23 protein-coding genes are annotated in these 24,957 nt (G+C 71.2%); 14 read left to right on the top strand and 9 right to left on the bottom strand.

Features of this window, described 5'->3' with window-relative positions; genetic code table 11:
- Nucleotides 1–67 precede the first annotated feature (67 nt).
- Nucleotides 68–754, bottom strand: coding sequence for a leucine efflux protein LeuE (leuE, locus tag ACWY4P_RS28195; RefSeq protein WP_456203134.1), 687 nt, complete (start codon nt 752–754; stop codon nt 68–70).
- Between the two features lie 119 nt (nt 755–873).
- Here leuE and ACWY4P_RS28200 point away from each other — a divergent pair, with 119 nt between their 5' ends.
- The 3 genes from ACWY4P_RS28200 to ACWY4P_RS28210 all read left to right on the top strand — a co-directional run bounded on the left by ACWY4P_RS28200 (nt 874) and on the right by ACWY4P_RS28210 (nt 4,487).
- Complete coding sequence (locus ACWY4P_RS28200) at nt 874–1,635, top strand: MerR family transcriptional regulator (RefSeq protein WP_456203135.1); 762 nt, start codon at nt 874–876, stop codon at nt 1,633–1,635.
- A 217-nt stretch (nt 1,636–1,852) separates the two neighbouring features.
- On the top strand, nt 1,853–2,620 hold the full coding sequence (locus tag ACWY4P_RS28205) for a DedA family protein (protein ID WP_456203136.1): 768 nt from the start codon (nt 1,853–1,855) through the stop codon (nt 2,618–2,620).
- A 160-nt stretch (nt 2,621–2,780) separates the two neighbouring features.
- Nucleotides 2,781–4,487, top strand: a complete 1,707-nt coding sequence (locus ACWY4P_RS28210) for a threonine/serine exporter family protein (protein ID WP_456203137.1) — start codon at nt 2,781–2,783, stop codon at nt 4,485–4,487.
- A 157-nt stretch (nt 4,488–4,644) separates the two neighbouring features.
- Here ACWY4P_RS28210 and ACWY4P_RS28215 read toward each other — a convergent pair whose 3' ends face one another.
- Nucleotides 4,645–5,139 (bottom strand): inorganic diphosphatase, encoded by a 495-nt coding sequence (locus tag ACWY4P_RS28215; RefSeq protein WP_014178498.1) that lies wholly within the window; start codon nt 5,137–5,139, stop codon nt 4,645–4,647.
- A gap of 86 nt (nt 5,140–5,225) precedes the next feature.
- Here ACWY4P_RS28215 and dacB point away from each other — a divergent pair, with 86 nt between their 5' ends.
- From dacB to folE, 6 genes are all read left to right on the top strand, one after another.
- On the top strand, nt 5,226–6,842 hold the full coding sequence (dacB, locus tag ACWY4P_RS28220; RefSeq protein WP_456203138.1) for a D-alanyl-D-alanine carboxypeptidase/D-alanyl-D-alanine endopeptidase: 1,617 nt from the start codon (nt 5,226–5,228) through the stop codon (nt 6,840–6,842).
- A gap of 48 nt (nt 6,843–6,890) precedes the next feature.
- Nucleotides 6,891–8,024, top strand: a complete 1,134-nt coding sequence (locus ACWY4P_RS28225; RefSeq protein WP_456203139.1) for a zinc-dependent metalloprotease — start codon at nt 6,891–6,893, stop codon at nt 8,022–8,024.
- 202 nt (nt 8,025–8,226) lie between these two features.
- Nucleotides 8,227–9,363, top strand: coding sequence for a tRNA lysidine(34) synthetase TilS (gene tilS / locus ACWY4P_RS28230; RefSeq protein ID WP_456203140.1), 1,137 nt, complete (start codon nt 8,227–8,229; stop codon nt 9,361–9,363).
- A 60-nt stretch (nt 9,364–9,423) separates the two neighbouring features.
- Nucleotides 9,424–9,963: a hypoxanthine phosphoribosyltransferase gene (gene hpt / locus ACWY4P_RS28235; RefSeq protein WP_456213078.1), complete on the top strand. Its 540-nt coding sequence runs from the start codon at nt 9,424–9,426 to the stop codon at nt 9,961–9,963.
- Between the two features lie 255 nt (nt 9,964–10,218).
- On the top strand, nt 10,219–12,255 hold the full coding sequence (gene ftsH / locus ACWY4P_RS28240; RefSeq protein WP_456203141.1) for an ATP-dependent zinc metalloprotease FtsH: 2,037 nt from the start codon (nt 10,219–10,221) through the stop codon (nt 12,253–12,255).
- Nucleotides 12,256–12,410: 155 nt separating this feature from the next.
- Entirely contained in the window at nt 12,411–13,016 is a 606-nt protein-coding gene (gene folE, locus ACWY4P_RS28245; protein ID WP_456203142.1) for a GTP cyclohydrolase I FolE, read from the top strand.
- A gap of 105 nt (nt 13,017–13,121) precedes the next feature.
- On the opposite strand, the gene ACWY4P_RS28250 is transcribed toward folE, so the two are convergent.
- The 6 genes from ACWY4P_RS28250 to ACWY4P_RS28275 form a co-directional block, all read right to left on the bottom strand.
- Nucleotides 13,122–13,616: a DUF3180 domain-containing protein gene (locus ACWY4P_RS28250; RefSeq protein WP_456203143.1), complete on the bottom strand. Its 495-nt coding sequence runs from the start codon at nt 13,614–13,616 to the stop codon at nt 13,122–13,124.
- A 90-nt stretch (nt 13,617–13,706) separates the two neighbouring features.
- Nucleotides 13,707–14,300, bottom strand: a complete 594-nt coding sequence (gene folK, locus ACWY4P_RS28255; protein ID WP_456203144.1) for a 2-amino-4-hydroxy-6-hydroxymethyldihydropteridine diphosphokinase — start codon at nt 14,298–14,300, stop codon at nt 13,707–13,709.
- Nucleotides 14,297–14,656, bottom strand: a complete 360-nt coding sequence (gene folB, locus ACWY4P_RS28260; protein WP_319691417.1) for a dihydroneopterin aldolase — start codon at nt 14,654–14,656, stop codon at nt 14,297–14,299. Before folB ends, folK begins: the two co-directional genes overlap by 4 nt.
- A gap of 330 nt (nt 14,657–14,986) precedes the next feature.
- The gene (locus ACWY4P_RS28265; protein WP_456203145.1) at nt 14,987–15,481 is read right to left on the bottom strand and encodes a nuclear transport factor 2 family protein; all 495 of its coding nucleotides are present in this window, start codon (nt 15,479–15,481) and stop codon (nt 14,987–14,989) included.
- A complete protein-coding gene (gene folP / locus ACWY4P_RS28270; RefSeq protein WP_456203146.1) occupies nt 15,478–16,362 on the bottom strand; it encodes a dihydropteroate synthase in 885 nt (294 codons plus the stop codon). The genes ACWY4P_RS28265 and folP overlap by 4 nt, the downstream gene beginning before the upstream one ends.
- 60 nt (nt 16,363–16,422) lie before the next feature.
- Complete coding sequence (locus ACWY4P_RS28275; protein ID WP_456203147.1) at nt 16,423–18,255, bottom strand: phosphatidylglycerol lysyltransferase domain-containing protein; 1,833 nt, start codon at nt 18,253–18,255, stop codon at nt 16,423–16,425.
- Nucleotides 18,256–18,392: 137 nt separating this feature from the next.
- Between ACWY4P_RS28275 and ACWY4P_RS28280 the strand changes: the two genes are divergently transcribed.
- Nucleotides 18,393–19,526 carry an alpha/beta hydrolase gene (locus ACWY4P_RS28280; protein ID WP_456203148.1) on the top strand — a complete coding sequence of 378 codons (1,134 nt, stop codon included), beginning with the start codon at nt 18,393–18,395 and terminating at the stop codon, nt 19,524–19,526.
- Nucleotides 19,527–19,679: 153 nt separating this feature from the next.
- Here the strand turns inward: ACWY4P_RS28280 and ACWY4P_RS28285 are convergent, their stop codons facing one another.
- Nucleotides 19,680–20,870 (bottom strand): ABC transporter ATP-binding protein, encoded by a 1,191-nt coding sequence (locus ACWY4P_RS28285; RefSeq protein ID WP_456203149.1) that lies wholly within the window; start codon nt 20,868–20,870, stop codon nt 19,680–19,682.
- A 122-nt stretch (nt 20,871–20,992) separates the two neighbouring features.
- Here ACWY4P_RS28285 and ACWY4P_RS28290 point away from each other — a divergent pair, with 122 nt between their 5' ends.
- From ACWY4P_RS28290 to ACWY4P_RS28305, 4 genes are all read left to right on the top strand, one after another.
- On the top strand, nt 20,993–21,739 hold the full coding sequence (locus ACWY4P_RS28290) for an ABC transporter permease (RefSeq protein ID WP_456203150.1): 747 nt from the start codon (nt 20,993–20,995) through the stop codon (nt 21,737–21,739).
- Entirely contained in the window at nt 21,739–22,497 is a 759-nt protein-coding gene (locus ACWY4P_RS28295; RefSeq protein ID WP_456203151.1) for an ABC transporter permease, read from the top strand. Before ACWY4P_RS28290 ends, ACWY4P_RS28295 begins: the two co-directional genes overlap by 1 nt.
- A gap of 96 nt (nt 22,498–22,593) precedes the next feature.
- Entirely contained in the window at nt 22,594–23,529 is a 936-nt protein-coding gene (locus tag ACWY4P_RS28300; protein ID WP_456203152.1) for an ABC transporter substrate-binding protein, read from the top strand.
- A 329-nt stretch (nt 23,530–23,858) separates the two neighbouring features.
- Nucleotides 23,859–24,956, top strand: a complete 1,098-nt coding sequence (locus ACWY4P_RS28305) for a hypothetical protein (protein WP_456203153.1) — start codon at nt 23,859–23,861, stop codon at nt 24,954–24,956.
- Nucleotide 24,957 lies beyond the last annotated feature (1 nt).

A 24,957-nucleotide genomic window follows, 5' to 3' on the forward strand; every position in this document is an offset into this window, starting at 1 on the left:
GTCCCCCGTCACGCCCCCGCTGTGCCCCCGTCACGCCCCCGTTGTGCCCCCGCCGTGCCCCGCGCCGCTACCCCGCGCTGCTCAGCGACAGCTTCACCGCGAACCCCAGAAACGCCGCGCCCGCCGCCGCCGACAGCCCGGCGGTCAGCCGCTTCCGACGCCGGAAGGCCGCAGCCAGATGCGCGCCACTGAAGATCAGCACCGACAGATAGGTGAGGCTGAACAACTGCACCCAGGCGCCCAGCGCCACAAAGGACAGCACCGGGTGGGCGTAGTCCGGGTCAACGAACTGCACAAAGAAGGAGACGAAGAACAGAATCGCCTTCGGGTTCAGCAGGCTGATCACCAGCGCCTTGCGATACGGCGGCTCCGCCGCCTTTGCGCCCCCGGCCCCAGCCTCGGCCCCGGCCGCCGCCGGTCCGCCTGAGCCCTCCGCGCCGCGCGAGCCCCGCGTGCGCCACAGCCGCACCGCCCCGCGCAGCATGCCCACCGCCAGCCAGCTCAGATAGCCGGCGCCGGTGAACTTCACCACGGCGAAGAGCGTCGGGCTCGTCTGCAGCAGCGAGGCCACCCCGCCCGCCGACAGCACCATCAGCACCGTGTCCCCGCACACCACGCCCAGCGCCGCCCGGTAGCCGGTCCGCGCGCCGCTGCGGGCGGCGACGGAGACCACATACAGCGAGTTCGGCCCCGGCAGCAGGATGATCAGGGCGAGACCCGCCAGATACGTCGAAAGATCGGTTATCCCCAGCACAGCAGGCAGGATGCCAGGCGCCCCGGACGCCTCCCGGCGAGTTCCGGGATCCGGACTTGCACCTCACGCCACGTGAGGACGCACCGTGGAGCGCGTACCGAGGAAGGAGCGGACAGGCCATGAGCTACTCCGTGGGGCAGGTGGCGGGCTTCGCCGGGGTCACGGTGCGCACCCTGCACCACTACGACGAGATCGGGCTGCTGAGCCCGAGCGCCCGCAGCCGGGCCGGGCACCGGCGTTACGACGACGCCGACCTCGACCGGCTACAGCAGATCCTCTTCTACCGGGAGCTCGGCTTTCCGCTCGACGAAGTGGCGGTCCTGCTGGACGACCCGGACGCGGATCCGCACGAGCACCTGCGGCGTCAGCACGACGTGCTGACCGAACGGATCGAAAGGCTCCGGAAGATGGCCGCCGCCGTCGAACACGCCATGGAGGCACGGAAGATGGGCATCAACCTCACGCCGGAGGAGAAGTTCGAGATCTTCGGCGGGAACTTCGACCCGGACGACTACGCCGAGGAGGCCGAGCAACGCTGGGGCGGCACCGAGGCGTACCGGGAGTCGCAGCGCAAGGCCGCCACGTACACCAAGGACGACTGGCTGCGGATCAAGGCGGAGGCGGACGACATCAACGCCCGGCTCGCCGCGCTGATGGAGTCCGGGGTCGAGGCGCGGTCCGCGGAGGCCATGGACCTCGCCGAGGAGCACCGGCAGCACATCTGCCGCTTCTCCTACGACTGCGGCTACGAGATCCACAGGGGGCTCGCCGAGATGTATGTGGCGGACGAGCGCTTCACCGCCACGTACGAGGCGGTCAGGCCCGGTCTCGCCGCGTACATCCGGGAGGCGATCCTCGCCAACGCCGACCGCATGGCCTGAGCGTAATGGCCTGAGCATGGCCTGAACGTCGAGATCCGTACGGCCGGGGCGGCAGGGGCGCCGCCCCGGTCGGCGGAACCATCAGAGGGAACCGAGGGCACGCACACGGCGTTGATAGTTTTGGGCGGCACACTATGAAGACCTCACCCTGTCCGCCCCCACCCTGCGGCCGGGCCTCGCACGAGCCTGCACCCCTCGACCCAGGAGCCTGTCACCCGTGACCACTCTCGCGCTCGGCCCCAGCTGGCTGGACCCCGACTACCTGATCAACACCTTCGGCCTGCTCGGCGTCCTGGCGATCGTCTTCGCGGAGTCCGGCCTGCTCATCGGCTTCTTCCTGCCGGGTGACGCGCTGCTGTTCACCACCGGCCTGCTGGTCGCCACGGACGCGATCAAGCAGGACCTGTGGCTGGTCTGCATCGCCATCGTCGCCGCCGCGATCGTCGGTGACCAGGTCGGGTATCTCTTCGGCCGGAAGGTCGGCCCCGCGCTCTTCCGCCGTCCGGACTCCAAGTTCTTCAAGCAGGAGAACGTGGAGAAGGCCCACGAGTTCTTCGAGAAGTACGGGCCCAAGTCGCTGATCCTGGCCCGCTTCGTGCCCATCGTGCGCACGTTCACGCCGATCATCGCGGGCGTGAGCCGGATGAACTACCGCTCCTTCATCACCTTCAACATCATCGGCGGCGTGCTGTGGGGCGCGGGGGTCACCCTGCTCGGGGCCAGCCTGGGGAAGGTCGACTTCGTCCACGAGCACATCGAGATGATCCTGATCGGGATCGTGCTGCTGTCGGTGATCCCGATCGCCATCGAGTTCCTCCGTGCCCGCGGCAAGGCCAAGAAGGAGGCCGCGTCGGGCCCGGCTGAGCCGGCCGGCGCCCAGGGCCCCGCGGCGGGCCCGGCCGGGCCGGGCACCGGCCCCGAGGCGCGCTACCAGGCGCAGCAGCCCTCGGGCCCGGCGTCGCGCGGCCGCCACGCCAAGCGCTGACGCCGAGCAGCCCACCGCCCCACCGCCCCCCACAGCCTCTCCTCCCACCGCCCCACCCTTTGGATGGCGGCCACCGACCCGCACAATGGGCTCGGTGGCCGCCATGGTGCATGGTGGCCGGAGTACATCAGGCACAGAGGCGGGTGAGGAGCGAAGCGACGTGGGGTCCGAACGACAGCGCGGTCAGCGCGGTGCGAGCGTGCCGGAAGCGGAGGCGGCGGGAAGCCGCAAGCCGCAGTCGGACGAGGCGCACAGCGCCTTCACGCCGCCGCTCGGCATGCCACTGCCGCCCGTGCCCGAGGACGACCACCCCACCTCCGAGTTCGCCATCCCCGACGGGCTGGCCCCCGAGCCCGCCACCGACGCCGAGGGCTCGGCCTTCGTACCGCCCGCCGGGGTCAAGACCGGCTCGCAGGCCGCCCAGGCCGCGAACTTCCCGGCGTTCACCCCGCCCAATGGCATCCCCGTCGTCCAGCTCACCAAGGAAGGCCCCTGGCAGGACCGCATGCGCACCATGCTGCGCATGCCGATCAGCGAGCGCCCGGCCCCCGAGCGCCAGGAGCGGCAGGACGAGGCCGGGCCCGCCGTGCCGCGCGTGCTGGACCTGATTCTGCGCATCGGCGAGCTGCTGCTCGCGGGCGGGGAGGGGGCCGAGGACGTCGAAGCGGCGATGTTCGGCGTGGCGCACGCGTACGGGCTCGACCGCTGCGAGCCGACCGTCACCTTCACTCTGCTCTCGGTCAGCTACCAGCCCTCGCTCGTCGACGACCCGGTCACCGCCAGCCGGACCGTACGCCGCCGGGGCACCGACTACACCCGGCTGTCCGCCGTCTTCCGCCTGGTCGACGACATCACCTCCAGCGACGACTTCACCCTGGAGGAGGCCTACCGCCGCCTCGCCGAGATCCGCCGTAACCGCCACCCCTACCCCGGATGGGCGCTCACCGTGGCCGGCGGCGCGCTGGCCGGCGCGGCGAGCATGCTGGTCGGCGGCGACTGGCCGGTCTTCTTCGCGGCGGCGGTCGGCGCGATGCTCGGCGACCGGCTGGCCTGGCTGGCCTCGGGGCGCGGGCTGCCGGAGTTCTACCAGTTCGTGGCCGCGGCGATGCCGCCCGCAGCGATGGGCGTCGCGCTCAGCCTGGCCGGGGTGGGGCTCCAGGCGTCCGCGGTGATCACCGGCGGGCTGTTCGCGCTGATCCCCGGGCGGGCGCTGGTGGCGGGCGTCCAGGACGGGCTGACCGGCTATTACATCACCGCCGCGGCCCGGCTCCTGGAGGTCGGCTATCTGATCGTCGGGATCGTGTGCGGCGTGCTGACCGTGTTGTACGGGGGCCTCCAGCTGGACGCGAAGCTCAACCCGGAGGCGGCGCTGCGGCAGGTCGACCGGCCGGTGACGCAGATCATCGCGGCCATGCTGCTCGCGCTGACCTTCTCCATCCTGCTCCAGCAGGAACGTCACACCGTGCTGTTCGCGACCCTCAACGGCGGGGTGGCCTGGGTCGTCTACGGCGCGCTGCACAACACCGCGGGCGTCCCCGCGGTCGCCGCCACGACCGTCGCCGCCGGGCTGGTGGGGCTCTTCGGCCAGTTGCTGTCCCGCTATCGCTACGCGTCCGCGCTGCCGTACGTCACGGCCGCCATCGGGCCGCTGCTGCCCGGTAGCGCCACGTACTTCGGTCTGCTCGCGCTGGCCCAGGGCAATCTGGACCGCGGTGTCACCCACCTCACCCAGGCGGCGGCGCTGGCCCTGGCCATCGCCATCGGGGTGAACCTGGGCAACGAGGCCGCGCGCCTGTTCCTGAAGGCCCCGCGGCCCGAGACCGAGGCCACGGGCCGCCGCGCCGCCAAGCGCACCCGCGGCTTCTGAGGCCCGGCGCGGCAAGACGAAAGCGACGAAGCGGCAAGACGAAACACAAAGGGCGGGCCCGGAAAACCGGCCCGCCCTTTGCCAAAGCCCTCAATGCCAGTCAAAGCTCTTAAGGCTCTTTAAGGCTCAGCGCAAATCAAGAGAGGTCAGCACACGCTCAGTGCGCGCCGCCCGCGGCCTCCAGGCGCTTCACGGACGCCTCGACCTCGGCCTCGGCCTCGGCGCGGCCCACCCAGTTGGCCCCCTCGACCGACTTGCCCGGCTCCAGGTCCTTGTAGACCTCGAAGAAGTGCTGGATCTCCAGGCGGTCGAACTCCGAAACGTGGTGAATATCACGCAGGTGCTCGACCCGCGGGTCGGACGCGGGCACGCACAGCAGCTTGTCGTCGCCGCCCGCCTCGTCCGTCATCCGGAACATGCCGATCGCACGGCACTTGATCAGGCAGCCCGGGAAGGTCGGCTCGTCCAGAATGACCAGCGCGTCCAGCGGGTCGCCGTCTTCGCCGAGGGTGTTCTCCACAAAGCCGTAGTCAGCCGGGTAGCTGGTCGAAGTGAAGAGTCGACGGTCGAGACGGATGCGCCCCGTCTCGTGGTCCACCTCGTACTTGTTGCGCGAACCCTTCGGGATCTCGATGGTGACGTCGAACTCCACGGGTGGCTCCTCCATGATCAACACATACGTCTGGTGATTAAGTGTCCCCCACGCAGGTGTGTGGTGGCGAAAGGGGCTGGTCCGACGTGCCTGAAGCCAGATCATGGCAGGTCAGGTGGTGGCAGAGCCGGTGGCAGAGCGCCACGGGCCGGTGGCGGAGCGCCACGGTGGAGCAGCGGCTGACGTGGCGACTGTCGGCGATCTCCGCCGTCGTCGGCCTGGTGGTGGCGGTCGCGTCGGTGTTCGCGGCCGGGCCGTGGGACTCCGGGCAGCGTACGGCCGAGCGGGCCCGCGCCGCCGGGAGTCCGGGCACAGGTGGTGAGCGTCACGGCGGTGGCTCCTCGCGGTCCGCGCCCAGCGCCTCACCGGTGCTGGCCCCCCTGGGCACGGCCGCCGTCGCGCCCTCCCCGGACAGCGGCGACGACGCGGTCCCGCAGCCCACCCGGGCGGGGCTGGCCGACGCGCTGGAGCCGCTCCTGGACGACGGCGCGCTGGGCAAGCCGCGCGCGGTGTCCGTCGTGGACGCGGCAACCGGGCGGCAGCTGTACGGGAGGCAGTCGGACACCCAGGCCGTGCCCGCCTCGATCATCAAGCTGGCGACCGGCGTCGCCGCGCTCTCCGCCCTCGGACCCGACCACCGCATCAAGACCACCGTCGTCGTCCCCGGAGACGGCGGGAGCGGCGAGAAGGGCGAGGGCGAGAACAAGAACGGCAGCGGCAAGAGCGGCAAGAACGGCAAGGCCGACGTCGAGGAGAACGGCCGCATCGTGCTGGTCGGCGGCGGCGACCCCACCCTCACCGCCCGCGCCACCAAGGGCTCCGGCGACCCGGCCAGTCTGCGCAAGCTGGCCGACAAGACCGCCTCCGCCCTCAAGAAGAGCGGCACCGAGAGCGTCCGGCTGGGCTACGACACCTCGCTCTACTCCGGCCCGGTGCTGCACCCGATCGGACCCAACGAGAACATCTCGCCCGTCACCCCCCTCATGGTCGACGAGGGCCGCCTGGACGACAGCGACCACGGGCCGGCCCCCCGCTCCCAGGACCCCGCCGCCGACGCGGCGAAGACGTTCGCCTCGATGCTGCGCGACCGCGGGATCGACGTGAAGGGCGACCCACGGTCCGTGGAGGCCGGGAAGACGGTGCGGCCGCTCGCCACCGTCCGCTCCCAGCCGCTGTCCGCCCTGGTCGAGCGGGCGCTGACCAACAGCGACAACGACATCGCCGAGGCCCTCGCCCGGCAGACCGCCGTCGCCGCCGGCGAGCCCGCCAGCTTCGACGGCGCGGGGCGGGCCGTCATGGACCGGCTGAACAAGCTCCGGCTGCCGCTGTCGGGCGCCCGTATCGCCGACGGCAGCGGCCTGGACCGCGCCGACCATGTGACCGCGGCCCTGCTCGCCCAGGTCCTGGTGCGCGCCGCCGACCTCGACCACCCCGAGCTGCGCCCGGTCCTCACCGGCCTGCCGGTGGCCGGCTTCACCGGAACGCTGCGCGGCCGCTATGCGCAGGAGGCGGTCGGCCGCGGTGTGGTCCGCGCGAAGACCGGGACCCTGACGGGCGTCAACACGCTCGCGGGCACCGTCGTCGACGCCGACGGCCGCCTTCTGGTCTTCGCGTTCATGACGAACGAAACCACCGACCCCCAGGGCGCACAGCGCGCGCTGGACCGTATGGCGTCCGCACTCGCGAACTGCGGTTGCCGCTGATGCCCTCGTCGCCTCCCGGAAGGACCGTGCGCCACGTACCGTGAAGCCATGACGAGCATCGGTGGTGCGGAGATGGTCGACTGGAACCTCGCGGTCGCGACCGCGACCCGGCTGGTGCGGCCGGGCCCCGACGTGAGCCGGGACGAGGCGCGCGCCGTCGTCGCGGAGCTGCGCCGGTACGCCAAGTCCTCGGAGGAGCATGTCCGGGCGTTCACCCGAATGGCCCCGGCGGGCGGACCGGACTCGGACACCCCGGTTCTCGTCGTGGACCGCGCGGGCTGGATCAAGGCGAATGTGGCGGGCTTCCGTGAGGTGCTCAAGCCGCTGCTGGGCAAGATGCAGGAGCGGCGCGGCGGGCTGCCGGGCGGCGCCGTGCTCGGCGCGGTCGGCGGCAAGGTCACCGGGGTGGAGCTGGGGATGCTGCTGTCCTTCCTGGCCTCCCGGGTGCTCGGCCAGTACGAGACCTTCGCGCCGCCGAGCCGTGAGCTGCCCGCCTCCGCCGGCGGCGGGCGGCTGCTGCTGGTGGCGCCCAACGTGGTGCACGTCGAGCGCGAGCTGGACGTCGCCCCCCACGACTTCCGGCTGTGGGTGTGTCTGCACGAGGAGACGCACCGTACGCAGTTCACCGCGGTGCCCTGGCTGCGCGACCACATCGAGTCCGAGATCCAGGCCTTCCTCGGCGAGACCGAGGTGGACCCGGCCACCCTCTTGGAGCGGTTCCGCGAGGCCGTGCAGTCGCTGGGCGGCGGCCGCCCGGAGTCGGACGGCGACCGGGAGGGCAGCACGCCCAGCATCATCGAGCTGGTGCAGACCCCGGCCCAGAGGGAGATCCTCGGCCGGCTGACGGCCGTGATGTCGCTGCTGGAGGGGCACGCGGACTATGTGATGGACGGCGTGGGGCCCGAGGTCGTGCCGTCCGTCGCGGAGATCCGCGAGAAGTTCCAGAAGCGCCGGGCCAGCGGCGCGGGCCGGCTGGACCAGGCGCTGCGCAAGCTGCTGGGGCTCGACGCCAAGCTGCGGCAGTACCGGGACGGGGAGCGGTTTGTGCGGTCCGTCGTGGACCAGGTCGGGATGGACGGTTTCAACCGCGTCTGGACCTCTCCGAACACGCTTCCGACCAAGGCGGAGATCAGCAAACCCGCGGACTGGGTCGCGCGGGTGCACCGCAGGACGGAGCCGTAGTACGGAGCCGTAGTACATGCCCCTCTTAATCACTCGTCCGAGGGACCGTGAGCGACGGGTAGGCGTGCGATGCTCGGGGAACAGCTCGCTTCTGTCACCATCGACATACTCTGCGTGACGAACTCAGGGTGACGAACTCAGCGTGACGAAATCCTCGTAACGGCCCCGAGGCACCCCCTCGAACGACAGATGGGAAACGGACATGGGTCCCCATCCAGCGGTCGCCGCGATACGCCTGGCGGTCCGCCGCGTCCTCCATGACGTACTCGTCGACTTCCCGACCGTCCCGACCTCGCAGCCCGCCCCGGCCCCCGCCCCGCCCCCCGCCCCGCCCCCCGCCCCGGCCCCCACCTCGGTCCCCGCCGGCGGTGCCGCGCGGCTGGTGCTCGTCGCCTGCTCCGGCGGCGCCGACTCCATGGCGCTCGCCTCCGCCCTCGCCTTCGAAGCCCCCAAGCTCGGGGTGCGCGCCGGAGGGGTCACCGTCGACCACGGCCTGCAGGACGGCTCCGAGGTGCGCGCCGCCGAGGTCGCCGAGCGGCTGCGGCTGCTCGGGCTGGAGCCGGTCGAGTCCATCGCCGTGTCCGTCGGCCGGGACGGCGGCCCCGAGGCCGCCGCCCGTGACGCGCGCTACGCCGCCCTCGACGCCGCCGCCGAGCGCCATGGCGCGGTCGCCGTGCTGCTCGGCCACACCCGCGACGACCAGGCCGAGACGGTCCTGCTGGGGCTGGCCCGCGGCTCCGGCATCCGTTCGCTGTCCGGCATGGCCCAGGTCTCCGGGGCGGGCGGCCGCTACCGCCGCCCCTTCCTGCGGCTCGACCGGCAGACCGTCCGCCGGGCGTGCCTGGCCCAGTCGCTGCCCGTATGGGACGACCCGCACAACGTGGACCCGGCCTACACCCGCTCCCGGGTCCGCCACGAGGCGCTGCCCATCCTGGAGAAGGCCCTCGGCAAGGGCGTCGTCGAGGCGCTCGCCCGCACTGCCCAGCTCTCGCGTGACGACGCCGACGCCCTCGACGCCTGGGCCGCCCGGGCGGAGGCGGAGGTGCGCACCGATGTGCGGCCCGCCGGTGCCGCCCCGGCCGGCGGCGAGACCCTCACCGAACCCGACGCCGTCGAGCTCGACGCCGTCGGGCTGCACGCGCTGCCCCCCGCCGTCCGCCGCCGGGTGCTGCGCCGCGCCGCGATCGCCGCGGGCGCCCCCGCCGGCTCGCTCTTCGCCCGCCACATCGAAGAGGTGGACCGGCTGATCACCGGTTGGCGCGGTCAGCGGGCCCTCAACCTCCCGGGCCGCGTTGAGGTCCGCCGGGAGGGTGGCAGACTGGTCATCCGGCAGGGCTGACCCGCCCAGCCAGTGAAGCCGGTAACCCTAACGAGAGTGGCGCGGGTGGACGACAAGGACATGGGCACCGACCTGAAGTCGGTCCTTATCACCGAGGAAGAGATCAACGCGAAGCTGGCCGAGCTGGCCGCCAAGATCGACGCGGAGTACGCGGACAAGGACCTGCTGATCATCGGAGTCCTCAAGGGCGCGGTGATGGTCATGGCGGACCTGGCACGCGCCCTGTCCACCCCGGTCACCATGGACTGGATGGCCGTGTCCTCGTACGGCGCGGGCACCCAGTCCTCCGGCGTGGTGCGCATCCTCAAGGACCTGGACACCGACATCAAGGGCAAGCACGTCCTGATCGTCGAGGACATCATCGACTCCGGCCTGACCTTGTCGTGGCTGCTGTCCAACCTGGGCTCGCGTGAGCCCGCCTCGCTGAACGTCTGCACCCTGCTGCGCAAGCCGGAGGCGGCCAAGGTCGCCATCGACGTGAAATGGGTCGGATTCGACATCCCCAACGAGTTCGTCGTCGGCTATGGCCTCGACTACGCCGAGAAGTACCGCAACCTGCGCTTCGTCGGCACGCTCGCCCCCCACGTGTACGGCGGCTGAGCCCCTTCCGGGGTGCTTGGGAACCTGGCGCGGTTTCCCGCCGTTGGAGCAGGGGAAGGCGGATTTGTTAACAGTCCACGGCGGCGTCGGGTGACAATGCTGGGGTACCGTCCGAAGGTCAGTCTTTTTTGAGACTGAGGATTACACAGCTCATACACCGCAAATACACCGCAATACACCGCACGCACAGGCGCCCCTCCAGGGCTGCCGTGCCTCACTGTGGCAGGAGGGACGGGGCGATTCCGCCCCGTATGGATGGACGTGAAGCGCTACTTCCGTGGGCCGGTCATGTGGATCGTGCTGGCCGTCCTCGCCGTGGTCGTGTTGATGCAGGTCGTCGGCTCGTCCGGCGGCTACAAGTCGGTGGACACCAGCCAGGTCGTCAAGGCGATCAACAGGAACCAGGTCCAGTCCGCCGAGCTGACGACCGGCGACGAGCACAAGATCAAGATCAAGCTCAAGGACAACGTCGCCAAGATCTCGGGCAGCGACAAGCTCCAGGCCACCTACATCGGTGACCAGGGCCTCGACATCGCCCGGACCTTGCAGGCCAATGCCCAGAAGCAGGGCGGGATCCCGGACGGGTACAACGTCTCGACCTCGAAGCAGAACCCGTTCGTCGGGATCCTGCTGTCGCTGCTCCCGTTCGTGCTGATCGTCGTGGTCTTCCTGTTCCTGATGAATCAGATGCAGGGCGGCGGCTCCCGGGTGATGAACTTCGGCAAGTCGAAGGCCAAGCTGATCACCAAGGACACCCCGAAGACGACGTTCTCGGACGTGGCCGGGGCGGACGAGGCGGTCGAGGAGCTCCACGAGATCAAGGAGTTCCTCCAGGAGCCGGCGAAGTTCCAGGCCGTGGGCGCCAAGATCCCCAAGGGCGTGCTGCTGTACGGCCCGCCCGGCACCGGCAAGACGCTGCTCGCGCGCGCCGTCGCGGGCGAGGCCGGTGTTCCCTTCTACTCGATCTCCGGCTCCGACTTCGTCGAGATGTTCGTGGGTGTGGGTGCTTCCCGCGTCCGCGACCTGTTCGAGCAGGCCAAGGCGAACGCCCCGGCGATCGTCTTCGTCGACGAGATCGACGCCGTCGGCCGCCACCGCGGCGCCGGCATGGGCGGCGGTCACGACGAGCGTGAGCAGACGCTGAACCAGCTGCTGGTCGAGATGGACGGCTTCGACGTGAAGGGCGGCGTCATCCTGATCGCCGCCACCAACCGGCCCGACATCCTGGACCCGGCGCTGCTGCGCCCGGGCCGCTTCGACCGGCAGATCGCCGTCGACCGCCCGGACATGCAGGGCCGTCTGGAGATCCTCAAGGTCCACCAGAAGGGCAAGCCGGTCGCGCCGGACGTCGACCTCTCCGCCGTCGCCCGCCGCACCCCCGGGTTCACCGGTGCCGATCTGTCCAACGTGCTGAACGAGGCCGCGCTGCTGACGGCCCGCAGCGACAAGAAGCTGATCGACAACCACTTCCTGGATGAGGCGATCGACCGCGTCGTGGCCGGCCCGCAGAAGCGGACCCGGATCATGAGCGAGAAGGAGAAGAAGATCACCGCGTACCACGAGGGCGGTCACGCCCTGGTCGCGGCGGCCTCTCCGAACAGCGACCCGGTGCACAAGGTCACCATCCTCTCCCGCGGCCGGGCCCTGGGCTACACCATGGTCCTGCCGGACGAGGACAAGTACTCGACCACGCGCAACGAGATGCTCGACCAGCTCGCCTACATGATGGGCGGCCGCGCCGCGGAGGAGCTCGTCTTCCACGACCCGACCACGGGTGCGTCCAACGACATCGAGAAGGCGACGGCCACGGCCCGCGCGATGGTCACGCAGTACGGCATGACCGAGCGGCTGGGCGCGATCAAGTTCGGCTCCGACAACTCCGAGCCGTTCCTGGGCCGTGAGATGGCTCACCAGCGCGACTACTCCGAAGAGGTCGCCGCGCTGGTCGACGAGGAGGTCAAGAAGCTCATCGAGGCCGCGCACAACGAAGCGTGGGAGATCCTCGTCGAGAACCGCGACGTCCTGGACAACCTGGTCCTGGCGCTGCTGGAGAAGGAGACGCTGAACAAGGAGCAGATCGCCGAGATCTTCGCCCCGATCGTCAAGCGCCCGGCGCGCCCGGCCTGGACCGGCTCCTCGCGGCGTACGCCCTCGACCCGCCCGCCGGTGCTCTCCCCCAAGGAGCTGGCCCCGGCCAACGGCGCCCAGCCCACCTCGGCGGCCGGCCTCGCGAAGGCCACCGCCCCCGAGGACAGCGCGGAGCGCCCGGAAGAGGCCGGACCCGAGAGCTGACCCGCGGTCCGTATCGGCCCCTAGCGGCCTATACCGGCCCGGAATGAATGCCGCGTCCCCCAGGTTCTAGCCTGGGGGGCGCGGCATCCGCGTTTAGCGGCATCCGCGTTTAAAGGTTTTCAGGTTTCGGTGTGCATGAGGAACGAGGCAGCTCCATGACCGACCCCATTTCGCTGGACGGCCAGGGCCCCGTCGGCGTCTTCGACGAGAAGCGCGCCGAGCAGGCGGTCCGGGAGCTGCTCATCGCCGTCGGCGAGGACCCGGACCGGGAGGGGCTGCGGGAGACGCCGGGGCGGGTGGCCCGTGCGTACCGGGAGATATTCGCGGGGCTGTGGCAGAAGCCCGAGGAGGTCCTGACCACGACCTTCGACCTGGGCCACGACGAGATGGTGCTGGTGAAGGACATCGAGGTGATGTCCTCGTGCGAGCACCACCTGGTGCCTTTCGTGGGTGTCGCCCACGTCGGCTACATCCCGTCCAACGACGGCAAGATCACCGGGCTGTCCAAGCTGGCCCGGCTGGTCGATGTCTTCGCCCGCCGCCCGCAGGTCCAGGAGCGGCTGACCACGCAGATAGCCGACTCCCTGATGCAGATCCTGGAGCCGCGCGGCGTGATCGTGGTGGTCGAGTGCGAGCACATGTGCATGACCATGCGCGGGGTGCGCAAGCCGGGGGCCAAGACGCTCACCTCGGCCGTGCGCGGCCAGCTGCACGACCCGGCGACCCGCGCCGAGGCGATGAGCCTCATCATGGCGCGCTAGCGCCCAGCAGCACCCAGAAGCCCGGCAGGCACCCAGAAGCCCAGCAGCACCCAGAAGCCCGGCAGGCACCAGAAAAGCCCGGCAGGACCCAAGGGCGCGGCTGGCCTACGCCCGGGCCGCCGCGCCCGGCCCGTTCCCGGTGTCGTCGTCCTCGGGCAGCTTGCAGACCCGCTCGATGAAGAACGCGGCGGCGACCACGGCCGCCCCCGCCAGCACCGAAGCCGCCGCGTAGATCGCCTGGTCCTTGCGGGCGGGCACATCGAGCTGCTCCATCAGCAGAAACACGCCGACGCCGCCGTACATCCCCGAGACCAGCGCCGCCACCAGCGCGCTCGCCTGGCCGAAGACCACCGCGCGGGCGGCCACCAGCGGGTCCACGCCCTTCGCGCCGGGCCGGCGCTCGCGCTGGGCCCGCAGCCGGGCCCGCAGGGACAGGGCGGTCGCGGTCAGCACGACCGCGATCAGGGCCAGCACGATCGGCGCGGCCACCGGCACGCTGGGCAGCGAGCCCAGCGTGTCCCACAGCCGGGCGCCCGCCCATGACACCACGCCGGCCACGGCGAACAGCCCGACCAGCACCCTGATCCGAAGTTGCCTCACCGAGCGGTCGCCCCTCAAGTCGTACGTAATCGCGAAGTCGTACGTCGTCGCGCGGAATCTACGGGATCGCGGAATCCACGAGATCAACGTCTATTCGGGCAGCCGCAGTTCCAGGTCCGCACGCACCTGTACGCCGTCCTGGCCCACCTCGGCCAGCAGCCGCGAGACCGCCCCGAGCCCCGGGACCTCGGCCCCCGGGTCCACGTCGTGCCAGGGGACGAGCACGAAGGCACGCTCGTGCACACGGGGGTGAGGCAGGGTGAGCACCGGGTCGTCGGAGATCACGTCCTGGTACGTGACGATGTCCACATCCAGCGTCCGGGGGCCCCAGCGCTCGTCGCGCACCCGCTCGAAGGCCTCCTCGATGGCGTGTCCCCGCTCCAGCAGCGATGAGGGCGGCAGCGTCGTCTTGATCAGCACCACCGCGTTGAAGTACGTCGGCTGGGCGCCGGGGTCCACCCCCCACGGCTCGGTCTCGTACACCGGCGAGACCGCCTTGACCCGCAGGCCCGGGGTGTCCTCCAGCGCGTCGACCGCGCCCTGGAGGGTCTCCAGGCGGTTGCCCAGATTGCTGCCGAGTGAGATCACCGCCCATTTCGGGTTCGACAACGTCACATCGGCGGCGTCCACCCGCTCCACGACGGAGGCTGGGACGGGCTGCACGGTCGGGTCGCTGCTGCTCATGCTCGGCTCCGGGTGATGGTGATGGTCACGTCGTCGAAGGGCACGGTGATCGGGGCCTCCGGCTTGTGCACCACGACCTCGACCTCCCGCACCTGCTCGTGCTTGAGGCACCGCTCGGCGATCCGGTCGGCGAGGGTCTCGATCAGGGCGACCGGCTCCCCCTCCACCACCTCCACGACCTCCTCGGCCACCACGCCGTAGTGGACGGTCTTGGTGAGGTCGTCGGTGGCCGCGGCGGGCCGGGTGTCCAGGCCGAGCACCAGGTCCACGACGAAGGTCTGGCCCTCTTCGCGCTCATGGGGGAAAACCCCGTGGTGCCCGCGGGCCCTCAGGCCGCGCAGCGCGACACGATCCACCCGAATCACTCCTGCTGTCGTCGGTCGGGGCACGTCCGATCTGCCCGGAACGCACCACCTGTCCCCCGCCGTCGGCGGGGGCACCTCCTTCGAATCTACCTGCGAGCAAGGACAGCACTCGCCCACGGGGGGCCGTGGCGCGCGCTCCCGGGAGCCCCCGCGCCACTTCCCCCTACCCGCCCATGGCGCACCTCGAACGAGCGGACCACCGGCGAGTGAGCCGAAAAAACCGGCGAGTGAGCCGGAAGGCGAGCCGGAAAAGGGAGGGACCGCAGCCGGGCAAAAAGAGGGGCAGCAGCCGGGAAAAAAGGGGGGCGCGGCAGCCGGCGCTCAGGGCAGCAGCTGGTCCGGGTCGTCGTCCGGGCCCTCGGCGTCCGCCGCGGCGTCGGCCGCGTCGTCTTGCTCCGCCAGCACCGGCGACCCGTGGTGCGCCCACACCTTCCAGCCGTCCTCGGTCCGCCGGAAGACGTTCGTGGCCACCACCAGCTGCCCGACCAGCGGGCCGAGCTGGCCCTCCTCCTCCGCCGGGGCGCCGCTGAGGATGTTCTCCGTGCAGGTCACCATCGCCGTGTCGGACATGATCGACACCTCCACATCCGTCAGGAAGAACTGGATGTACTCGGTGTTCGCCATGATCAGCGCGTAGGAGCGGAGCACCTCGCCGCGCCCGCGCAGCACCGGCCAGCCCGGGTGCACACAGGAGATCTCACTGTCCGGGTCGTCGAGCCACAGCTGCGACATCGCCCCGTGGTCGCCCTGCTCCATGGCCTCGTACAGCGCGGTGTTGGCCAGTGCCACCCGCTCGCTGTCCGTCAGGGAAGTCACACCGCTCCCGCCGTGTCCGCCGTGTCCGCCGCTTCGATCGCCCGGGCCACGCGTACCGCGTCGGCGCTCGCGCGCACCTCGTGCACCCGCACCGCCCACGCGCCTTCCCGCGCCGCGATCGCCGAGACCGCCGCCGTCGCCGCGTCCCGCTCCCGGGCGGGGGGCGGGCTGCCGCCGTCCCCGGCCAGTACGCGCCCCAGGAACCGCTTCCGTGAGGCCGCCACCAGCAGTGGCCGCCCCAGCTCCCGCAGCGCGCCCAGCCGCGCGACGAGCGCCAGGTCGTGCTCGGCGTTCTTCGCGAAGCCGAGGCCCGGGTCGACCACGATCCGCTCCGGATCGACGCCGCCGACCACCGCTCGCTCCAGGCTCGCCCGCAGCTCCGCGACGACCTCGCCGACCACATCCCCGTAGACCGCGCGGTTGTTCATGTCGATCGACTGGCCGCGCCAGTGCATCACCACGAAGGGCACCCCGGCGGCGGCCACCACCGGGATCATCGCCGGGTCGGCGCCGCCCCCGCTCACGTCGTTGACCAGCCGCGCCCCGGCCTCGACCGCGCGCTCGGCGACCGAGGCCCGCATGGTGTCCACGCTGACCACCACCCCCGCGGCGGCCAGCCCGCGCACCACCGGGACCACCCGCCGCAGCTCCTCGGCCTCGTCGACGCGGGGCGCGCCCGGGCGGGTCGACTCGCCCCCGACGTCCACCAGGTCCGCCCCGGCCGCGACCAGATCCAGGCCGTGCTTGACGGCCAGCTCGGTGTCGAACCACCGCCCGCCGTCGGAGAACGAGTCGGGCGTGACGTTGACCACGCCCATCACCGCGCACCGGTCCCACTCCGGCAGTCCGGCCACCCGCCCCCGTTCACGCAACGTCCTCATGACCCCAGCCTAGGCGTACCCGGCCTGCCTGCCTCGTCCGCGCCCGGTCGAGCGGGCGCGTCACGCGGCCTGTTCGAGGCTGCCGCGCGAGCGAGCGACCTGGTGAGCGCAGGGCCTCGGCTCGGCGCGCCGCCCGCGGCGCAGCAGCCGGGGCAGGGCCAGTGAGACGAAGCCCTCGGCCTGCATCGCCGCCAGGCCGATGCGCGGCAGGTCGCGCGTGTGGCGGAAGACCACGAAGCGCGGCTCCCAGCGCGGCTGGAACTTGGCGTTGAACTTGTACAGCGACTCGATCTGGAACCAGCGCGACAGGAACACCAGCAGCGCCCGCCAGCCCCGCAGCACCGGGCCCGCGCCCAGCTTCTCGCCGCGCGCCAGCGCGGAGCGGAACATCGCGAAGTTCAGCGACACCCGGGTGACCCCGAGCCCCCCGGCCGCCTGTAGCGAGGCGACGATCAGCAGCTCGTTCATGCCCGGGTCGGCGCTGCGGTCGCGTCGCATGAGGTCCAGCGACATCCCGTCCCGGCCCCAGGGCACGAAGTGCAGCACGGCCTTGAGGTCCCCGTACGGGCCGGGCTCGGCGCCCTCCTCGGGGGCCTTGTGGGCGGTGGCGATGACCGCGTCCCCGTCCGCCGGGTCGCCGATCCGGCCCAGCGCCATGGAGAAGCCGCGCTCGGTGTCGGTGCCCCGCCAGTCCGCGGCGGCCTTCCGGATGGTCTCCAGCTCGTTCTCGCTCAGGTCGGAGGCGCGCTGTACCCGGGTCTCGTACCCGGCCCGCTCGATGCGCTTGACCATCTGGCGTACGTTGCGCATGGCGCGCCCGGAGAGCGTGAAGTCCGCCACGTCCACGATCGCCTCGTCGCCCAGCTCCAGCGCGTCAAGGCCGGTCTCCCGGGTCCACACCTCGCCCCCGGTCTCGCTGCACCCCATGACCGCCGGGGTCCAGGAGTGCGCCCGCGCCTCCTCCATGAAGCGGGAGATGGCGCCGGGCCAGGCCTCCACATCGCCGACCGGGTCGCCGCTGGCGAGCATCACCCCGGAGACGACCCGGTAGCAGACCGCGGCCTTGCCGCTCGGCGAGAAGACCACACCCTTGTCGCGGCGGAGCGCGAAGTGGCCCAGCGAGTCGCGGCGTCCGTGGTCGGCGAGCAGGGCGCGCAGCCGCTCCTCGTCCGCGAGGGTCAGCCGGGCGGCGGGGTGCTCGGGGCGGAAGGCGAGGTAGGCGGTGGTCGCGACGGTCAGCAGGCCGAGCGCGCCCAGGGAGTAGCCGACGGTGTAGTCCGTGCCGTCCCGGTAGCCGACCGGCCCCTCGAAGCCGAACAGCCCCCACAGCACATGCTCCAGCTGCTCCCTGAACGACGGCCGTCCCACGACGTCGTCGGGGTGCGAACGTACGATCAGCAGCCCGACGCCGACGCTCACCGCGCCCAGCACCACGAAGTTGGCCAGCGCCATCCAGCGGCTGCGCGGATCCGGCAGCGCCGCGAACTCCTGGCGGTAGCGGATCAGGACGGCCAGGAGCACCAGCGAGAGGACCGCCCCGCATATCGAGTGCCGGTACAGCAGCTGGGCGGCCGCGCCGACGGGCAGCAGCCCCACAGCGGCGACCCAGGCGCGCCGCTTACGCCGCTTCAGGCCGTGGGCCAGCATGAGCAGCAGCAGCCCCACCACGATGGACGCGGCGGCGGCCAGCGAGCTCACCGCGCCCGGCAGCACGTCGGCGAGGGCGTGCACCTTGCTGTAGCGGATGCGTGGGAAGACGATGTTCAACAGCCCGATCAGCGTGCAGGCGGTGCCCACGGCGGTCGGCACAGCCTCCGGCCGGGGTCCGTGCGGCCGCCTCCGCACCCGGGAGGCAACCCTTCCGGACTTTTCGGCATCTTGACTGTCAGACATTCGCTTTCCCGTCGCTCCGGTCTAGAGATCCGTCTCTGACGCAGTATCTGGACAATTCGCGCCTACCAAGACGGCGTTTGACGGGGCGGGGTTCCATCGCGGCACGGGGGAGCCGGCCGCCCGGCAGAGGGACAGTGATGGGTCTTACGAGCAACAACGTCGTGATGCTGTCAGTCGTCGCGTCGGTGCTGCTGTTCGGCGCCACAGTATGGCTCTGGCCGCGGCTCGGCCGGCGCGGAGTGGCCCCGGTGTTCGGCCGGATCGGCATGCTCCTGGTCACACAGGTGTCGCTGTTCGCCGCGATCGGCCTGTTCGCCAACCAGTCCTTCGGCTTCTACGGCTCCTGGTCGGACCTGTTCGGCACCGAGACGACCCCGGGCGTGGTCGTGAACCACGACGCTCCGGGCTCCACCCGGGTGCAGGTCACCGACATCCGGAAGATGAACGTGCCCGGCGGCTCGGCGCCGGCCGCCGCCGGGCGGATCGAGAAGGTGAACATCAAGGGGCCGCGCTCCGGGCTGGCCAGCCCGGCGTATGTCTATCTGCCGCCGGAGTACTTCCAGCCGGAGTACTCCCGGCGCGTCTTCCCCGCCGTGCTGGTGCTGACCGGGTACCCGGGCACCACCGAGGCGCTGATCAACGGCCTGAAATACCCTCAGAACGCCCATAAACTGGCCAAAGACGGCCGGATGCAGCCGATGATCCTGGTGATGCTGCGCCCCACCATCGCCCCGCCGCGCGACACCGAGTGCATGGACGTGCCCCGCGGCCCGCAGACCGAGACGTTCTTCACCAAGGACGTGCCGGCCGCCGTGGCCGGCCACTACCGGGTGGGCGAGCACGCCCGCAACTGGGGCGTCATCGGGAATTCCACCGGCGGCTACTGCGCGTTGAAGATGGCCATGCGCCACCCCGAGACCTTCTCCGCCGCGGCCGGTCTCTCCCCCTCGTACAAGGCCCCGATCGACGCGACCACCGGCGATCTGTTCGGCGGCAGCAAGCAGTTGGAGCGGGAGAACAACCTGATGTGGCGGCTGGACCACAAGCCCGCGCCGCCGGTGTCCCTGCTGGTCTCCAGCAGCGAGCACGGTGAGAAGAACTACAAGGACACCGTGAAGTTCATCGAGAAGGTCAAGGAGGTCAACCGCAGGGGCGAGCCCACCAGGATCTCCTCCATCATCCTGAAGACCGGCGGCCACAACTTCAACACCTGGAAGCGCGAGGTGCCCGGCGCGCTGGCGTGGCTGGGCGGCCGCCTCAGCGACCGCTGAGCCGCACGCGCCGAGCAGCCACACGCGCCGAGCAGCCACACGCGCTGAGCAGCCGCACGCGCCGAGTGGCCCGGCCCGCCGCCGAGCCGCCCCGCCGGAGAGCCGCCGCCTTGCCGCCGAGCCGCCGCCCCGCCGGAGAGCCGCCGCTCCCGCTCACACGTCGGCGACCGTCTGCAGCTCCACCTCCGCCCGGGCGATGCCTCCCGCGTCGGCGTCGATCGAGCGGCGCAGCGCCTCGTGGAGGCGGGCGGGGGTGAGCACGCCGAGGAAGCGGTCGTCGTCGAGGACCGCTATCCAGCCCGCGTCGTGCTGCAGCATGGTGCTGAACGCCTGCTTGAGCGAGGAGCCGACCGGCAGCCACGCCTCCATGCGGCGGGCGTGGTCCCGTACGGTCCCTCCGGCCGCCTCCTTGCTCACCTGCTCCGCCGCGTCCGCCGCGTCCGCCGCGTCCGCCGGGATCCAGCCGTGCAGCCGGTCCGCGTCGTCCAGTACGACGGCCCAGCGCGCCCCTTCGGCCGACAGCCGGGCGGCGGCCTTGGCCAGCGGGTCGTCGAGGTGGACCACCGGGGGCTGTTCGAGGTCGCCCGGTTCGATGGGGGTCACGGACAGCCGCTTCAGACCGCGGTCCGCGCCGACGAAGTCCGCGACGTACGGCGTGGCGGGCGCGCCCAGTACCGACGCGGGCGTGCCGAACTGCTCGATCCGCCCCTCCCCGTACACCGCGATGCGGTCGCCGAGCCGGACCGCCTCCTCGATGTCGTGGGTCACCAGCAGCACCGTCTTGCGCACCTGGGACTGGAGCCGCAGGAACTCGGTCTGCAGCCGCTCGCGGACCACCGGGTCCACGGCCCCGAACGGCTCGTCCATCAGCAGCACCGGCGGGTCGGCGGCCAGCGCCCGGGCCACGCCGACCCGCTGGCGCTGGCCGCCGGAGAGCTGGTCGGGGTAGCGGTCGCCGTAGACGGAGGGGTCGAGGCCGACCAGGTCGAGGAGTTCGGCGGCGCGGTCCCGGCCCTTCTTGCGCTGCCAGCCCAGCAGCGCCGGGACGGTGGCCGTGTTCTCCAGCACGGTCTTGTGCGGGAAGAGGCCGACCTGCTGGATGACATAGCCGATGCGGCGGCGCAGCTTCACCGGGTCGACCGCGGTGATGTCCTCGCCGTCCAGGAAGATCCGGCCCGAGGTCGGCTCGATGAGCCGGTTGACCATCTTCATGGTGGTGGTCTTGCCGCAGCCCGAGGGTCCGACGAGCGTGACCAGCTCGCCCTCCGCGACCTCGAAGGACAGATCGTCCACGGCTGTCGTGCCGTCGGCGTAGCGCTTGGTGACGTTCTCGAAGCGGATCATGACTCCCCATTGTGGCCGCATTCCAGGTTTGAATTGTTGCTGTTGTGTGGCGAGCCGACGAGATTGTCGGTGGCCGGGGTTAGGGTCGCCAGGTCACCGGATACTGACGGGGAGGTGACCGAGTGGCCGGGCAGAGCTGCCTGATCAGCAATGACTGGATCTGCGGGGAATATGTACGTACGCGCAGTCAGGAGCTGACGGACGCGACGGTCCAGCATGTGTGGATCACGGTGGCGTCGGTCGCCATCGGTTTCGTGGTCGCTTTTCCGCTGGCGCTGCTGGCCCGCCGATGGCGGTCCGTGGCGGGTCCGGTGCTGGGGCTGACGACGATCCTCTATACGGTGCCCTCGCTGGCGATGTTCTCGCTGCTGCTGCCCTTCTTCGGGGTCTCGGCCGCGGTGGTGATCACCGGCCTGGTGCTGTATTCGCTGACGATCCTGGTGCGCAACATCATGGCCGGGCTCGCCTCGGTGCCCGAGGAGGCCCGCGAGGCGGCCCGCGGCATGGGCTACGGCCCGGTGCGCCTGCTGTTCGGCGTGGAGTTGCCGCTCGCGCTGCCCGCGCTGATGGCCGGGTTGCGGATCACCACGGTCTCCACCGTCTCGCTCACCACGGTCGGCGCGATCATCGGCTACGGCGGCCTCGGCAATCTTGTTTACGAAGGCATGCGCAGCTTCTTCAAGGCCCAGGTGCTCACCGCGTCGGTGCTGTGCGTGGCGCTGGCGGTCGTGGCGGATGTGCTGCTGCTCTTCCTGCAGCGGCTGCTCACGCCATGGGCCCGAGGAGGAACAAAGAAGGCGCGGAAGGCGCAGAAGAGGGCGCAGGAGAAAGCGCAGGAGAGGGCACGGCAGAAGGCGAGGACGGCCTGATGGGGGTCATCGGCGAGGCCTGGTCATGGCTGGCCACCGGGTCGCACTGGTCGGGCACCGACGGCGTATGGCACCGCCTCGGGCAGCATCTGTACTTCACCTTCGTCTGCCTGGCGATCTCGTGCGCGATAGCCCTGCCGGTCGCCGTCGTGCTCGGCCACATCGGCAAGGGCGGCGCCCTCGCGGTCAACATCTCCAACGCGGGGCGCGCGGTACCCACCTTCGCGGTCCTGGTCCTGCTGCTGCTCAGCCCGCTGGGGACGCACGGCGACTGGCCCACGATCATCGCGCTGGTGCTGTTCGCCATCCCGCCGTTGCTCACCAACGCCTACGTGGGGATGCGCGAGGCGGACCGCGAGATCGTCGAGGCAGCGCGCGGCATGGGGATGACCGGCGGTCAGCTGGTCGCCAGGGTCGAGCTGCCGCTCGCCTTCCCGCTGATCATGACGGGGGTGCGCTCGGCCGCCGTGCAGGTGGTGGCGACCGCGACGCTCGCGGCGCTGCCCGGCGGCGGCGGGCTCGGCCGTATCATCACGGCGGGCTTCCGGACCACCGACACCCCCCAGGTGGTGGCCGGAGCGGTGCTGGTCGCGGCCCTCGCGCTGGTGATCGAGGGCGTGTTCGTCGGCCTCCAGTGGCTGCTGGACCCGATGCGCCGCAGGCGCGTACGGCCCGCGGCCGCCGCGGAGCGGCGCCCGCCCGCGGACCAGTCGCCGAAGACGCCGGCCCTGACCGGTGCGGCAGGTCGGCCCTCGTGAACAGGCGTGGTCCACGGCGTTGTGGGCGCGCTGAATATTCGTGACGTCTCATGACACCTCATGACATCGCATGTCATCTATGGACGGGGAATCCCAATGAGCAAGATCTTCCGCGTGGCCGGGGCGGCCGCGACCGTCACGGCGCTGGCGGCCGGCCTCACCGCGTGCGGCGGCGACAGCCTGGAGAAGAAGAGTGAGGGCTCGGTGGTGGTCGGTTCCGCCACCTTCACCGAGTCCAAGATCCTGGCGGCGCTGTACGTGGGGCTGCTGGAGGACGCCGGCTATAAGGCGTCGATCAAGACGCTCGACTCGCGTGAACTGTATGAACCGGTTCTGGAGAAGGGCGAGATCGATGTCGTGCCGGAGTACGCGGCCACGATGGCCGAATATCTGAATCAGAAGAAGAACGGGCCGAAAGCCAAGCCCGTCGCCTCCCCGGATGTCGACGCCACGGTGAAGGCGCTCCGGGAACTCGCCGAGCCGCGCGGGCTGAAGGTGCTCCAGCCCGGCGAGGCCGTCGACCAGAACGCCTTCGCGGTGCGCAAGGACTTCGCTTCGGAGCACGGTCTCAAGACGCTCTCCGACCTCGGAAAGTCCAAGCAGAAGATCAAGTTGGCGGCGGGCGACGAATGTCCCAAGCGCCCCTTCTGCCAGCCCGGCCTGGAGAAGACGTACGGGATAGACATCACCGGCATCGACTCCGTAGAGGTCGGCAGCGTCCAGGCCAAGCAGGCGGTCAAGGACGGCAAGGACCAGCTGGTGCTGACCACGACCACGGACGCCACCCTCAGCCAGTTCGGACTCGTTCTGCTGGAGGACGACAAGAAACTGCAGAATGCCGACAACGTCCTGCCCGTCGTGAATGCGAAGTCCGCGGGCTCGAAGAAGATCACGAACGCGCTCAACAAGCTCAACGAGGTACTGACCACCGCCGATCTCACCGAACTCAACAAGAAGGTGGACGCGCAGCGGCTCAAGGCGGCCGACGTCGCCGAGGAGTACCTGAAGGAGAAGGGACTCGTGAAGGACTAGTCTCGTGAAGAACTAGTGAAGTGCTGGCCCGGGATGAGGCATTGTCAGGGCCGACGCGCACTTCACCGGCCTATCGACGGCGGATGCGCGGTGGTTCCCGAGCAGATCGATGACGGATCGACGCGGATCCAAGGCGGTTCCAAGGCGGATCGGGCGCGGAATTTGGCGGGGCGGGGCCCCATAAGAGCCGCCCGCACGGTAAGTTTCGGGCCATGCCACGTGGACGCCACCGCCAATCCCCACCTCTGCACAGGCTACTTCCCCCCTTGTCGGTCGCAGCCGCGTCAGTAGCGTGCGCCTCCGGTGCCTGGCTGGTCGGCGATACGGTCGTGATCCGTGGCCTCGCGGCGACCGCGGCAGCCGCCGCGGTCGTCGGTGCCGTCCTGATGCGCAACTGGGACCGCTCCGCCGGGCGGCGGGTCGCCGAGGTCGCGAGCGAGAACGCACGGCAGGAGCTCAAGTACGAGGACCGGATCGCCGAACTCGAAGCGGACGCCGAGAAGGCCGCCGAGCTGCAGACCGCCCTCAACGCCAAGCTGCGCGCCAAGCGGGCCGAACTGGCCCGGCTGCGCAACGAGCACGCTTCGCTGCTGCGCCGCTACGCCACGGCCGAGACGGAGCGGGCCAGTGCCCTGGAGGGTCGCCGCCGGCTGGCGCTGGAGGCCGCGGCCCCGGCCAGGGAGCTGGAGTCCGAGCTGTCGGCCTCCGAGGTCCCGGCCGCCGGCGCCCCCGTGGCCGGTGCTCCGACCGCCGAGGCGTACGCGCGGGCCGATGAGGCGCTGCGTCACCTGGTGCGCAATGCGGGCAGGCAGCGCGAGGAGCGCGAGCGGGTCCCGCGCCAGCCGCGCGCCGAGGAGCGCGCGGAAGCGGAAGGTGAGCGGGCGGAAGGCGACCGCGCGGAGCGCGCGGTGGACGAGCGCGCGGCAGCTGACCGTGCGATGGGGGACCGGCCGGTTGAGGACCAGTCGGTTGAGACCCGGTCGGTTGAGGACCAGGCGGTCGAGGACCAGGCGGCTGCCGCTGAGCCCGTGGCTGGGGAGTCCCGGCCCCACACCCGTACGGCCGCCTCCGCGGTGGTGCCCTACGCCGCGGCGCGCCGGGCCGCCTCCCGCGCCGAGGGCGGCTTCGACTACTTCGGCACGCAGAAGAAGCAGCAGCCCAAGAAGCGGCAGCCGGAGCCCGTCGAGTCAGCCGCCGAGTCGCTCGCGCCGACCGAACCCGCCGAGCCGACCGAACTGGCTGAGTCGACCGAGCCGGCTGAGCCCGTCGAGCGCCCGGAGACGCCGGACGAGGACCTCGCCGACGTGATCGGCGCGGAGACGCTCGCGGAGGCCGGGAAGGGCGCCGTGGGCGAGGTCATCGACCTGACCGAGCACGACGAGACCGAGCACATCGAGATGCCCCAGCTGCGCAGCGCGATCTCGTAGG

It is taken from the genome of Streptomyces sp. LZ34, assembly GCF_053890475.1.